Raw genomic sequence first — 15386 nt, forward strand, 5'->3', positions numbered from 1 at the left:
ATTATCTTGACAAAAAAAATCCTACTAACTCTTTCGTTATTTCTTATCTCAGTCAATATTACGACTGCCCAATTTTTCTTTTTTGGAAGAAACAAAGTCACCTATGAAGATTTTGAGTGGAAGCTTCTTAAGACCGAACATTTTGATATTTATTACAGCGGTGAATTTTTAGAAATCGCAGAAATCGGTGCTCAATATGCCGAAGAAGCATTTGATGAATATAAAGTTAAATTTAACAATATAATTACTCGCAGAATCCCTCTAGTTTTTTACAACTCACATTTACAATTTCAGCAGACCAACATCGTCCCAAATTTCATCCCCGAAGGTGTTGGTGGTTTTTTTGAGTTCTTAAAGGGGAGAGTTGTAATACCTTATCTCGGTTCACTTGAGCAATTTCGTCATGTAATCCGGCATGAGCTTGTGCACGTATTTATGACTTCAAAGTTATTCAATCTGCAAAGAGATAGAAGAATTGCAATAATGAAGCAACCACCGCTTTGGTTTATCGAAGGTCTCGCTGAATACTGGTCTTATCATTGGGATACGCAAGCGGAGATGATTTTACGCGATGCGGTTCTGAACGGATATTTTATTCCGTTAAAAGAGATGTTGAAAATTTACGGCACATTTTTGATGTATAAAGAAGGTCAGAATTTTTTAATGTTTGTTGGTGAAGAATACGGTGAAGAAAAAGTTCTACTCATGCTTGAAAACATTTGGAGGTTTTCTTCATTTGAAAAAGTTATTGAATACACATTGGAAGAATCAATAGATGAAATTGATGAGAAATGGTCTCACTCTCTAAAGCAAAAATATTTTCCATTATATGAGAATAAATATCCTCACACACTAGCATCAAAGAAGATAACATCGGAAGGATTTAATTTCTCTCCCGCAATTTATCAGGACAATGAAGCAAAAGAAATATACTTCATCGGGAATTATGATGGATATGCGTCAGTATTTAAAATTGAATTTGACGATACCACGAAATCTTGGAGCGAACCAATTAAAATAGTACAAGGAGAAAAAGAAGAAGTTTTTGAAGCATTTCATTTACTTCAACTTTCTTTAACTGCATCAAGTGATGGAAAAGTTGCGTTTGTTTCAAAATCCGGTGGAAGCGACGCAATTCATATTTATTCAATAGGAGATGAAGAAGTTATTCAAACTTATAAATGGGATGATTTGATAACAATTCAATCACCTTCATTTTCGAATGACAATAATAAGTTAGTCTTTAATGCAACAGATAAAAAAGGTTACAGCGACATTTTTATTTTCGATCTAAGTTTAGATAGTCTATTCAGAATTACAAATGATTACTATGATGACCTAGATCCAATATTTACGAAGAATGACAATCATATAATTTTTTCATCAGATAGAACCGAAGGTTATTTTGAAGGAAAAAGTAATCTTTTTAAGATTGATCTAAGCACTTTCGAAATTGAATACCTGACTTATGTAAATGCTAACATAAAAACTCCGCATTTCAACCCGGATTTTTCTGAACTTTATTTCACTTCAGATTACGACGGTGTATTTAATATTTGGAAATTGGAAAATGAAAATGCTAATCCCATCGGAATGAAACAGTATTCACATTTTGTCACAAGTGTATATGATTTTGATTTCTTTTCTAATAATGAAGTGGTTACTTCCTCATTCCAAAAATTCTCGCTTCAATTTTATGAATATGATATGAATAGTGTACCGGATTCGGCAAAAAAATACGTCACATTTAATTTCGCCTTGCGTGACAAACCTTGGATAGCAAAGAAAATTGAATTAGAATCCGAGTTTAAAGAAGTCGATTATAAAAAAGAATACTCACTTGATTATGCGGTGGGTCAGTTTGCGGCAGGTCCAAGTTATGGTGAACGTGCCGGTGCGTTAATGACTTTCAGCGATATGCTTGGTGATGATAAATACTATTTTCTTTTTTATAACAGCGGTGATTTTCATAACGATATTTTTCGAAACATAAATGTAGCACTAACTAGATTATACGTTGGAGAAAGAACCAACTATGCGTACGGAGTTTTTCATTTCAATGGACCGCGATATGATATAAGAGTTTCGGATGATCGATTTTATGAAAGAGTTTATGGCGGTTTCTTTAGTCTAATCTATCCACTTTCTTTTTTCAAACGGTTGGAAGTAAGTGTTAGTCTTGCAAATTCCGATAGAGAACTTTTACCGGGTGTTTATGGCAGGAAGTCATTACAACTTACCAACATGGTTTCTTTCGTCCATGATAATTCATTGTGGGGACCATCCGGTCCTCTGGACGGTTCACGTTATAGGTTTTTGCTCGGTTATACAAGTGATATAAAATATTCCAACACAAATTACTTAACCGCAGTGATGGATTACCGGCATTATTTGAGATTAGGTTTCAGAAGTGCACTTGCTTTCAGAGGATCTATATATTACAACGAAGGTAAAGATGCGACTAGATATATCGCCGGTGGAAGCTGGGATTTACGAGGCTGGCCAAGATGGGGAATTCGTGGGGAGAAACTTTGGATTTCATCCGCAGAATTAAGGTTTCCTTTAATAGATGAACTTACAATCAGATTTCCTTTTCTCGGAATAAGTTTTTCACAATTGCGCGGTGCTGTTTTCTTTGATGCCGGCGGTGCTTGGGATGATGCTTATAACGAAACTTTAGGATCAATTGGTGCCGGAATTAGATTTAACTTCTTCAATGCGATTGTATTTAGATACGATGTTGGTAAAAAGATTGAAAACAACTTTACAAAATTTCAAGACACATTATTTTACCAATTTTTCTTCGGTTGGGATTTTTAGTGAAACGAATATCTGTCATATTAATTCTATTATTATTTCTCATTGGTTGCACTAAACAACTGCTTATAAAAAATTATCCAAACGGACAACCGGCTTATGCTATGTTCGGACAAATTCCGGAAAGATCATTTTACTATCCGATGACTTTGCCGGATTCGCTTGAATTAATTTGGGAGGCAACTGTTACCGGCAGCTTTAATTTTAATTCAGTTGTTGTTGAGGGAAATCATGTATTCACATCGGATTTAGCGGGAAATATCTTCTGCATTGATACGGAAACCGGAAAAGTTTTAGGTGCAGATAAAAGTAAGGGAGAAATTGCCGTAGCTCCAATTTTAAATAATGGTATAATGTATTACATAATTACACAATCGGGTGAGGATTACTCTCTCCTCGTAAGTTACGATATACGAAAAGGGGAAAGATTAAAAGAAATTGAAATACCCGGAAGAGTCGGTAATGAGATGATAAAGATCGGAAATAATTTTGTCTTTGTTAGCGATGACGGAGTTATTTATAAATACGATACTTTTCTCAACAGACAATGGAGAACAGAACTTAACCAAAAAGTATATTCTTCTCCGGCTGCTCACAAAAACAAACTTTACGTAGCAGCTTTTAACGGTGAATTATTTTGTATAGACCTTAACGATGGTGAGATAAAATATTCAAAAAAGATTTTAGATAATAATGAAGCAGCAATATCTATAAAAGACAATATCGGATTAATCGGAACAAATAATGGTGAACTTGTGTCATTCGATTTATCCGACTTTAGTGAAAATTGGAGATTTGATACAAACGCGAAAATCAAATCACCCGCAGTTATAAATGATCAAAATATTTACATCGGCAACTTAGCTGGATCATATTATTGTTTAAATATCAATTCCGGCGAACAAATCTGGAAATTTGAATCCGAAGGAATGTTCAATGCGCCGGGAGCACTCTTTGAAAATATTCTACTTCAACCGGATGTAAATGGGAAGTTATTATTTATCAACACTGGCAATGGAAATATTCTAAAAACGATAGAATATGAATCAAGAGTAAAACTTAATCCGGCATATTTTGATGACAAATTATATATCGGAATTGATCGCGGTGAATTGCTGGTTTATCAACTGGTAAGAAATTAAATGAAAATAAAAATCCTAACCATATTATTTGGATTGCTATTTATTCCCAATATCTCTGCACAAGAAGAGTGTTTGGTTAATATAAATATAAATTCGAATCGTGATAGTATTTTTGCATCGATAAATGATGGAGAATATATATTTGTGAATTCTCAATTAGCATTACCAATTGGAGTTCATAAAATCAAATTTACGGAATCCATTGAAAAGTGGGGAAGTGAAGTAATAGAAAAGGAAGTCAAAATCAATAATTGTGATGAAGTAATAAATATAATTGCAGATTTTGATGAAAGAACATTAATAATATCTTCTCCCGATGCTGAAATAACTTTAAATGATTCAATAATCGGTTATACACCGATCAGATTACCGATGAGTTTTAATGAAGTATATCTATCAAGAAAGTATTATTCTAGTGAAAAAATTACCTTGCAAAATATACCGGAACAACCTAGAGTAAAATTAAATTTCTTAGGAACGGAAAATGAAGAACCTTTCATTCATTCCACTTTATTTAAGATATTGATTGGAAGTGCAGTTGCTCTCGGTGCAACCGCAGCATATTTTAAAATTGAAGCCGATAATAATTTTGATAAATATACAGAAACCAGACAATCAGTGTATCTCGATAATACCGATCAATATGATCTTTACAGCGGATTAGCTTTCGGAGCACTGCAAATTAATTTTGGTGTGCTTCTTTATTTATTTTTGATTGAGTAAATAGATGATTTTCTAATCATCGGATTGCTTCTTTAACATCTTTAACAAGCCTTGATAAGTTATACCCAAGTGTTCAGCGGCTTTTGATTTATTGCCATTAAACTTTTTCAATGCTCTATCAATCAACCACGTTTTAGCATTTTCAAGTTCTTTCATATTGCCTAGAGAAAATTTGTAAGTATCTTTTTGCTGATTAGTCTGATAGTGATTTTTCGAATGGAGTATAAAATCTTCATCAGACCAGTCATTTCCAAATAAACAAAATGTTTTAATAAAATTAGAGAATTGTCTTAAATTTCCGGGCCATTCCGAATCCGTAAGTAATTTCATTTTTTCATTACCGAGAGCGGGAGACTTAATATTTAGAAGCAACTCGTATTTAGAAATAAAATGTGTCGTCAATAATTTAAAATCATCTATTCGTTCTCTTAATGGAGGGAGATAAATCTGTGTTTCACTTAATCTATGGAACAAATCATTTCTCAAAATATTATTTTCTATAACTTCTTCAATATTTCTGTTAGTTGATGAAATAATTTGGATATTAATATCCATCCATTCATTCGAACCGATTCTTCTAACTTTTTTCTCTTCCACTACGCGCAAAAGTTTCGATTGCAAACTAATATCCATTTCGGTGATTTCATCCAGATAAAGTATTCCTCCATTAGCAATTTCAATTAAGCCTGCTCTTGAATTTGCCGCATCGGTAAAAGCGCCCTTAACATAACCAAACAATTCCGATTCAAATAAAGTCGAATTTATTTCCGAACAATTAATCGGTATAAAAGGATAATTCTTTCTTGGTCCGTTTCTATGAATATATCTTGCTAATAATTCCTTTCCGGTTCCGCTTTCTCCATGCACTAAAGTATTCAATCCGTGATTAGAAATTGTTATAGCTTTCGCGAGAACATCTTTTATAGCTTTTGATTCACCCACAATTAAGTATTCATCTTCAAGAATTTTTTTATTCAACTGAGTTTTAAGAACTTGGTTTTCTCTCTCGACTTTTTCCTTGAGTGAATGGCTCTCTCTCTCAAGTGTGATCTGATTAATTTGCTTTTGGATAGAATTAAATAATTCGATTTCCTCATATGGTTTTTTGATTATGTCATTTATGCCGGTTTTTATTGCTTTTATAACTAACGGTTCATCGGAATAACCGGTAATAAGAATTGATTTTATGCAAGGAAGTCGGTCTTTAAATTCTTTAATTACTTCAACGCCATTGGTGCCGGGTAATTTTAAGTCACTGATAATTATATCAATTTCATTTTCAATGTAGCTTAAGGCTTTTTTGGCAGTGGCGCAGAAATATAATTTATAACCTTTGTTATTTAACGATAACTTTAAATTCTCGAGTGAGAATTCATCATCGTCTAGTATCAGTAAAGTAAATTTTTTATCCCTCATTTCTCCCTATTATTAATGTTATTCTTGCACCCTTTTCTGAGTTTGATAGTTGAATTTCTCCACCGGCATCCTGAATTAGTTTTTTACAGATCCACAAGCCTAGCCCTGTCCCTTTACCGGGTTCTTTGGTAGTAATAAATGCGTCACATGCTTTTAATAACATCTCATCGTTGAATCCGCTTCCGGTATCTTCGATTGCTACAATTACTCTTGCTTCTTCTGCTTTAGCAAAAATGTCGATAATATTTTCATCTTTATTTGATTCAAGAATCGCATCCTTTGCGTTAGAGAGCAGATTTATAAAAATCTGATTTAATTCTTCGGGGGATATCTTTGCAATTAAATTCTTATCAATATCATAGTTAATGTTAATGCCATGTAAGGCGAACTGCTTTTCAAATAATTCTTTCCAATCATTAATAACATCCCAGACATTCGCAACATCACTTGATCGATCTGTTCTCGAAGCAATTAAAAATTTCTCGACAATCGTTTTTGATCGCTTTGCAGCCTTTTCTATTAGTTGACTGTTTTGTAAAATTTGTTCGTCAATCTTTTCAGAATGATTTATTCTTTCGGCACTATTAATAATTGCACCAAGCGGACTGTTAATTTCATGTGCTACCGAACTGGCGATTGTTCCAAGTACTGCAAGCTTTTCAGCTTGAATCAGTTTGACAGTCGTTTCAGTTAATTCTCTATGACTTTTTTCAAGTTCTATTTTTTGTCTTAATATTCTCTTCTTCGAGATGGACATGGTTAATAACCAGAAAAAAAGTATGAATAGTGTGCTGATACCAAGAACCCAAGAGAGAAAGAAATATGTGTTCGGAGTGATTCTATCAATAAAATTTTGTTCAACTAAAGATGAGAGATTAAATCTTGACCCTTCTTTTATTGCAAAGAGCTCCAAGCCGTTTAGATAAGATATATCATCATATGCACTTGTTTGAGCAATTATATTTCCTTCAATATCTAGGATATATCTTTTATCTCCCACTTCAAATCTTATATAAGGTGAGATCGTATTCAGAGATACATAAGAATGCCCTGTTGTATAACTGCTTAAATCAAATACTTCTATCTTTTCACCTTTTCCGGTTAGCTCATAAATTTTGTGAAGCTGATTAAATAAAAATATTTGATCATTCACATATAATATATTTTCTGTAAGTATGTTATTTAATGTGTATTCAAAAAAATGCCTAATAGTATTTTCATTTATATTAAAACTAAAGAGATTGAATTGCTGAGAATCATTTATAGAATTGAATTTAATATATCCAACAAGTGTGCTGTCTGTTTTGTAATATACGTTTGAGGAGGTAAACTTACCGCCTAATTTTATGCTGCTAATTAATTCACCGCTTAAAGATAATCTTCTCAAGTAGCTCACGGTATCCGCTGAATAAAATGAATTCTTTATTACTGAATTGTTGTCAAAAAGATTTGTAACAGAGCGTCCGGGTTTACCCTTATGAGAATAACTGCTTGTTGCTGGATCAAAAGCTAATTCATTACTATATGAAATTGTTGTATAATAAATACTTTTTGTAGCGGGTGCATAGTTGAGCGAGGTTACAAATTCTCCGAGAGGCAAAAACCAATCGAGCGATAAATCATCTGTATTGAACGAAGCTATTCCGCGCAACGAGTTTTCATCCGGGTAGAGTTCTGCAATTGCTACAAAATATTTCCCCTCTTCCGCAGTAGGTAATACAATTAGATTTGATGAATAATATTCTTTTAAAATATCAAATGAAAAAATTACTTTTTGAACATCTTGAAAGGGATATAGAATTCTTAGTTCTATTTTATTTCCTTTCCGTATTAAGAAGACAACCTCTTCTTCATTATCATTATCTAAATCAACAATATTTATCGAACGGACTATAACCGTACCTTCTTCGAAGTTAAATGCATCAACAACTGCATAATTAATATCCATAATTCTAAATCTAGGGGGAATATCATTTCTGCGTAGTTCATAAGAGATGACGAAGGTACGTCCGTCACCTCTTTGTATTTCTGAAATATATTCAGCCGTTAAGGAGAGTTGGGTTTCAAGTTTAAAAGGAGGAGCTAAAATTTGTGATAAAATGGTAAGACTAAAAAATGATATGAGTATCAAATACTTCATATAAAAAAATAAAAAGAAAAGTTGAGATAATCACTATAAACAGAGTTTACAGTTTATGTAAAAAGAGTTTATATCTAAGAAAAGACATAATCAAATTAAAGCAAAAATCAAGAAATAAAATTGGTACAATTATTTCTTATAAGATTAAATGAATTATTTGATATTAATATTGATTTCGGGGGTGTTGTTTGTATCAAGTTTACTTTTATTCTTAAAATGGCTAAAAGACACGAAGATTTAATAATAAATAAACATAGAGTAAAAAATGAAAAAAATATTACTCACACTTATACTAATAATTATTAACAGTCAAATAATTGCCCAAACAGACGACTGCCCAATTTGCCCACCCAACGGGAGTGACCAAACAGAATATGATGTAATAAAAACCAAAGATATGATGTACGAGGGAGAGTATGTTCCGGGAGAAATACTTATTAAATATAAAGATGAAGTAACACTGGTACTTGGTAAAAGTAGTAAGGGAACAGTGATAACCGGCATTAGTGCAATAGATGCAGTATTCGAAAAACATAAAATAACCGAAGCAAAAAAACTTTTTCCACAAGAAGATAGACTTCAGCAGAAACAAATATTAAAATCATTTAATGGATATGAATTTGAAAGACCGTCTCTGCATAACATACATAAAATAAAAATCTGTGAGGAAGCAGAAAGAGTAAACATATTTGAAGCAATAGAAGAGCTAAAACAAATACCTGAAGTAGAATACGCAGAACCAAATTACATTTATTCTATTATTGATAGTGAACCATTATCACCCGAACTAAGCGAAGAAGAAATGCTTGAGTGGATAAATAAACAAGGAGGGGGAGAAGGGGAGAAAGGGAGAATTAATAAAATACAAGCGGTAGTCCCCAACGATCCCTTATACTCCGAACAATGGGGCATACCTGCAACACAAGTTGATTTAGTTTGGGAAACTACCACCGGAGATACAACACAAGTAATAGCAATACTTGATACGGGGGTAGATTGGAACCACCCCGACCTAAAAAATAAGATATGGAAAAACATAGATGAAATAGAAGGTAACGGACAAGATAACGATGGCAATGGATTTATTGATGACATAAGAGGCTGGGACTTTATAAACCATGACAACAACCCAATGGATGATAACTCCCATGGTACACACGTAGCCGGAATAGCCGCAGCGGAGGGAAATAATGGAATAGGAATAGCGGGAGTAAATTGGGGTGCTAAGATAATGCCTATAAAAGTATTCCAGAGCAGCGGAAGAGGAGATGCAGCAACGATAACGGAAGGGATAATTTACGCCACGAACAAAGGTGCAACAGTAATTAACATGAGCTTTGGCAGTTATACAAGAAGTTTAACGATGGAAGATGCACTTGCAAATGCATACGCAACAAGCGTTTTAGTTGCTGCTGCTGGAAATGATGATAAATGCATTGGTCCTCCAGAAGTCATGAAATGTAAAAGATTTTATCCCGCAGCTATTTCGTATGTATTAGGAGTTGAAGCTACAAAAGAAATAGCTTCACCATGCTCGCCTGGACAACCATCAACATTTAGAGCATGTTTTTCAAACTATGACCAAGATGGGCCTGTATTTAGTAGGTATGAAGAATTAAATAATTATGAAATAAAAGCACCTGGTGCCAATATAATTAGCTCCGTTCCAAATGGAAATTATAGAGTATATAACGGAACATCAATGTCAGTTCCTTTGGTTGCCGGAGCAGTATCACTATACAGTAGTGTATATACGAGTCAATCACAAGAATTAATGTGGGGGAATTTTATAAATACAATCAATATTCATATTCAAGTTTTTAATGCAATGAATATCGATGCTGATCCCAGATTATGGTTTGTATCACATACGATAGTAGATACTTTAGACGGAGATGGTGACGGAAGAGTAGATGCTGGGGAAACAATAGAATTATGGTTTGAAGTAAGAAATACGTGGGGACAAGTGGATTCTGTTTGGGTTGGAATTGAATTTGGCGAGTTTGAGGATACAACAACTGCTACTATTCTGAAGGAGAATGCGTTTATAGGAAGTATAAGTACTTATGCAAAAAGATCAAACGAATTTAATCCCTTGAAAATTGCAGTAGAATCAAGTTTAGCAAATGCAAGAGATATTACTTTCCGGGCTAGTCTATGGTACCCTGGTTTAACAGAGCCTGTTTTCCATAATATGATTTTAGTAGCAGAAAATGGAGAGGAAATTTCAGGTGTTATTGATTCAATATTAGTTCTGACTCCAAATAAACTATGGCTAGTAAGAAATAGTTTAAGAATAGGGAATAATGGAAAATTAATAATTAAACCTGGTGCTAAAATACTAATTGATGGCAGTCAAACTATTGATTTGCGAGGCAATATAAGTGCTAGAGGAACAAAAGACAGTCTAATTATAATTTCAAGTTATCCCTTTACCGGTTTCTCATCTGGATTTTATCGAAATAATCGCCCAACAATTGGTGATACACTAGAGTTTGTTCATTTTCGTAACCTTAACAAAGTATATATTCAAGATCTTGCTAATTGGCCAGGATTAACAGTAAAGAACTGTATATTTGAAAATATTTATGGTGGAACAGCTGGAGTAAGTGACTTTTTAAGGGGATTTAGATATTTAATAAACAATGTCTTTTTATTCTGTCATGGTCAAATAGTAGCAGAACCAATTGGGTCGATTTCATTAGCCTTATTCAATAATTTTATCGGAGGCTATTACAGACAAAGTAATTCAAATAATCGACCTGAGTTTAAGTATAACAATTTTGTAAATATCAAAACATATAATGATTTTAGTACATTTTTTGAAATATCATCAGATGATGGTTCATATAGCTATAATAACTTTATTTCAAGTAAAATAATGAATACTGTTGGCTCTGCTGATATTTTGCATGTCCCATATAATTATTGGGGAACTCTTAATGAGGATAAAATAAATGATTTTTATATAGATTTTTGGGATGGTTCAAATTTACCTTTGTTAGATATAACTCCTTATTTGACTATGCCCTCAGATTCCGCTCACGGAATAGTTTGGAAAGTATTAGTAGACGGAGTAGATTCCCAAGACGAACATCTTGATCCAATCGGTCCCGGTCCACACCGCTTTGATGTTTACTTTAATCGGGCAATGGATACAGATTATACTCCATCACTATCATTTGGAGTAAGAGAACCATTTAACCAACAAGCAGTAACAGACTCATCCTTTTGGTCAGCAGACAGTATGATATGGACGGCATATAAAACCATCCAACTCCACACCGGTGACGGAATAAATAGAATACGAGTTGCTGATGCAAGAGATACAGAAGACTTTGAAATACCAATAGAAGACCAGCGATTTGAGTTTGTAATTGATGCAGCCGGTTTAAGCTCTGTTGACTTTAATGCTACAGCCGGTCTAGGCAAAATAGAGCTTGACTGGATTCAACCAGAGGACGTTGTTGATTTGCTAGGGTATAACCTTTACCGCTTTACAAATCTTACAGACACAACCTATACCGATACACTAATGGTAAATACCGAGATGATACTCGATACAACTTATGTGGATTATGACGTGATACCGGGTAACAATTACTATTACCAATACACAGTAGTAAAAACAGACTTTACAGAGAGCGACAGATCAATAGTAGTTGGCTCTACAGCATTAACTTCAAGTCCGGGAGATGCAAATGGAGATTTGGCGGTAACAGTACAAGATATAGTTTCCATAGTAGCATATTTATTGAACCAAAACCCTCAACCATTTATTCTCGAAGCAGCAGACGTAAACGGTGACTCTCAAGTAAATATTCTGGATATAGTAGCGACCGTAAATATTATCATGTCTGAGAGCTTGCCAAAACTATCAGAAATAAGCGGCACACCAAAAATAACATTTGATAAAAAATCAGCATACATAGAAGAAGGAGAAGGACTAGCCGGATTACAGTTCAAGATAGTAGGAACAGACATAGCTAAGGCAAACCTAATAACCGGAGAAGCAGCCAAAGGAATGGAGATATCTTACAATGTAGTAGGTGATACGATGTATGTAGTAATGTTCAGTTTCAAGAACCAAACACTTACAAACAAAGAGAAAGGAATGCTGTTCAGTTTAACGGAAGGATACTTAAGAGAACTGAAGGAAGTAACGGGAAGCAACCAGAAGGGAGACAAAGTAGAGATCGGTTTAGTAAATGACGGAGAAATAATACCGAAAGATTTTACGTTATATCAGAACTACCCAAACCCGTTTAATCCGACAACAACGATAAGATACGCAATCCCAAAACAAGAGAAAGTAGAGATAAGGATATACAACATACTGGGACAAAAAGTATGGGAATACTTAACAGAAGAACAACAACCCGGTTACTATGAAGTAAAATGGAATAGTGTAAATAGCAGTAACAGACAAGTAGCAACTGGAGTTTATATATATCAAATAAGAGCGGGCAAATTTATTCAAGCTAAGAAGATGTTGTTGCTGAAGTAACTATGAACAGAATATCCACCTTAATAAAATATTGAATATGCTTAACCCACAGTTTCAACTGTGGGAGAATAAAAGAAGCCAAAATTTAATTTAACCGTTTCAACGGTTTAATAATTGTAAAAAATATGAGTAAAAAATGAAAAAAATAATTCCGTTCATTATCGCATTCACTTTACAGAGTTTTTTACTTGCACAAAACATTATGCACATACCAAATGTTTCGGGAGATGCAAATAATACAATACTTGTAAATCTGGAAATTAATAATGCAGATGAGTTTGTAGCATTCCAAACTGATATAACACTTCCGGCTCAAGTGACATACCTTGCAAACTCCGCATCTTTAACAGGAAGAAAATCCGATCACAGTTTATCCGCTAATGTAATTAACGGAAATATTTTAAGAATAATTGCATTTTCGATAAATCAAAATCCTTTTTCCGGGAACTCAGGGTCGGTTCTTACTTATGAGCTGGTATTAAAAACAATTCCGGGTATATATACTCTGCAAATGTCAAACTCAATAATAAGTGATGAAAACTCTACAAATATTATTACATCCTTCGTAAACGGGCAGTTAACATTATATGCTCCGGATGTTGATTTAAGCACAGGTTCAATCAACTTTGGTGAAATCCCACTATTACAAAATAATACCAGGCAGTTCACAATTTATAATTATGGGAATGTGACACTAAATGTTTCTCGTGTAGCAAATACAATTGAATACTTTGAGGTAATTGGTGATACTCTATTTTCAATCTCACCGGGAAGTAATAGGTCTGTTTCGGTGCGGTTTAATTCGGTTGAAAAGGGTGTATATGCAAATAAAATACAAATTTATTCCAACGATCCCGATGAAGCATTAAAAGAAATAAATACAACCGCAACCGCATTTGCTGTCAATGAATTGCACGGACTTTCAGCTTCAGGTCGTTCAGGTTATCCCGTTGAAGTTGAATTTACTATGAACAATATGGAAGGGATAACCGGTTTCCAATTTGATATAGTGCTTCCGAGTGTGCTCACATTCATCCCGGATTCGATTTTTTTATCCGAAAGAAAAGTTGATCATGTCATCAGTGCCTCTCAGATATCTTCAAATCGATTAAGAGTTGTTTCTTATTCACCTTCAAACAATACTTTCACAGGAAATGACGGACAGCTATTAAGTGCTAAGTTTAATTTGGATGGAACAGGAGGTAATCATAATTATAATCTTGAAAACGTTGTACTTTCGGATGGTAGTGCTGAAAATGTGGTTTCTGATTATTCCTCAAGTTATGTTAATGTCGCCTCACCGGATATAAACGGGAACGGAATAATAAATTTTAGTGAAGTTTCTGTTGTGGACTCTGCTAATGTAATTTATCAAATAAGTAACACCGGTAACGATACTCTCAAAATAACTTCAATAACTTCAAACAACCCTAGCTTTTGGACAAATTTTGAATCACTTTTAATTATTCAACAAGGGACGTCTGAGAATCTAAGTGTGTCATTCCATAATTCACAAAAAAATACTCACACCGGAAGACTTACTTTACGCAGTAATGATCCTGATGAAGATCCGTTTTATGTTAATCTCACTGCTAATGCATTTGCCCCTAATTACATTGGTGTTGGTGATACCAGTGGATTTAAGAATACTGAAGTTATTTTAGAAATAAATATTGACAATCATGAACAATTTACGGCATTTCAAGTTGACATTGATGTTCCGGAGAACTTTACCTATGTAGATAATAGTGCGGTTCTTACCGATCGAAAACAAGATCATAGTATTAGTGTATCTGTCGTAGGGACGAATAAAATTAGAGTCATCTCATTTTCAATGACAGGTAAAGTTTTTGAAGAAAACACCGGAGCTGTTGCCCAGTTATCTTTTATGGCTGACTGCAATGCGGGTGACTATGAGTTAACCTTATCAAGCGGTATTCTATCCGATCAGTCATCAAACAATATTTTATATGCTTTACACAACGGGAGTTTAGAGATAAAGGAAAATATAGTTATTAATGCAAAAGTGTTTTTAGAAGGACCATATAATGCCGGTACAATGCAAGCTTCCTTAACAAATATTCCACTCTCACAACCTTATAATGCTGCACCGTGGAATTATGTGGGAACTGAATCAGTTGAAGAAATACCGGTGGATGTTGTTGATTGGGTTCTTATTGAACTAAGAAGTAATACAACAACTGCGATTAATAAATATGCTTGTTTCTTGAAAACCGATGGATCTATTGTTGATCTCACCGGAACCGGCTTAATCAATTTTCCGGAGAATTCTGGAAATTATTATCTAGTTATTCATCACAGAAATCATTTGTCGATTATGAGCCAATCAGCTCTATCGCTTAATACAAATTCGGAATCATATGATTTTACAACAAATACAAGTAAAGCATATGGAACCAATTCTCTTAAAGATTTAGGCAATGATACTTGGGGTATGAAATCAGGTGATTCAAATGCTTCAAAAATAGTAACGTTTGCAGATATCCTTTTTGCTATACCTAGTCTGAATTCAACAGATTACAATTCTGCAGATATAAATTTGTCAGGTATTGTGACAATCGCAGATCTTTTAAAAATTATACCAAATAATAATTCATCTTCCAACGTTCCAGAAAATTAG

The 15386-nt window shown here is 33.9% G+C and carries 7 protein-coding genes; 5 read left to right on the forward strand and 2 right to left on the reverse strand.

Going from position 1 to position 15386, the window contains the following annotated elements; genetic code table 11:
* Positions 1 to 6: 6 nt before the first annotated feature.
* The 3 genes from QY331_08285 to QY331_08295 are packed head-to-tail and all read left to right on the forward strand — an operon-like array spanning position 7 to position 4682.
* Positions 7 to 2820 carry a hypothetical protein gene (locus QY331_08285; GenBank protein ID WKZ71241.1) on the forward strand — a complete coding sequence of 938 codons (2814 nt, stop codon included), beginning with the start codon at positions 7 to 9 and terminating at the stop codon, positions 2818 to 2820.
* The gene (locus QY331_08290; GenBank protein ID WKZ71242.1) at positions 2820 to 3959 is read left to right on the forward strand and encodes a PQQ-binding-like beta-propeller repeat protein; all 1140 of its coding nucleotides are present in this window, start codon (positions 2820 to 2822) and stop codon (positions 3957 to 3959) included. The genes QY331_08285 and QY331_08290 overlap by 1 nt, the downstream gene beginning before the upstream one ends.
* The gene (locus QY331_08295) at positions 3960 to 4682 is read left to right on the forward strand and encodes a hypothetical protein (GenBank protein ID WKZ71243.1); all 723 of its coding nucleotides are present in this window, start codon (positions 3960 to 3962) and stop codon (positions 4680 to 4682) included.
* A gap of 12 nt (positions 4683 to 4694) precedes the next feature.
* Here QY331_08295 and QY331_08300 read toward each other — a convergent pair whose 3' ends face one another.
* Together QY331_08300 and QY331_08305 are read right to left on the reverse strand one after the other, a co-directional pair.
* Positions 4695 to 6098, reverse strand: coding sequence for a sigma-54 dependent transcriptional regulator (locus tag QY331_08300; protein ID WKZ71244.1), 1404 nt, complete (start codon positions 6096 to 6098; stop codon positions 4695 to 4697).
* Positions 6088 to 8229 carry an ATP-binding protein gene (locus QY331_08305; protein WKZ71245.1) on the reverse strand — a complete coding sequence of 714 codons (2142 nt, stop codon included), beginning with the start codon at positions 8227 to 8229 and terminating at the stop codon, positions 6088 to 6090. Before QY331_08305 ends, QY331_08300 begins: the two co-directional genes overlap by 11 nt.
* 274 nt (positions 8230 to 8503) lie before the next feature.
* Between QY331_08305 and QY331_08310 the strand changes: the two genes are divergently transcribed.
* The gene (locus QY331_08310; GenBank protein WKZ71246.1) at positions 8504 to 12745 is read left to right on the forward strand and encodes a S8 family serine peptidase; all 4242 of its coding nucleotides are present in this window, start codon (positions 8504 to 8506) and stop codon (positions 12743 to 12745) included.
* 136 nt (positions 12746 to 12881) lie between these two features.
* Complete coding sequence (locus QY331_08315) at positions 12882 to 15386, forward strand: choice-of-anchor D domain-containing protein (GenBank protein WKZ71247.1); 2505 nt, start codon at positions 12882 to 12884, stop codon at positions 15384 to 15386.

The organism is Melioribacteraceae bacterium (assembly GCA_030584085.1).
Lineage (GTDB): Bacteria > Bacteroidota > Ignavibacteria > Ignavibacteriales > Melioribacteraceae > SURF-28.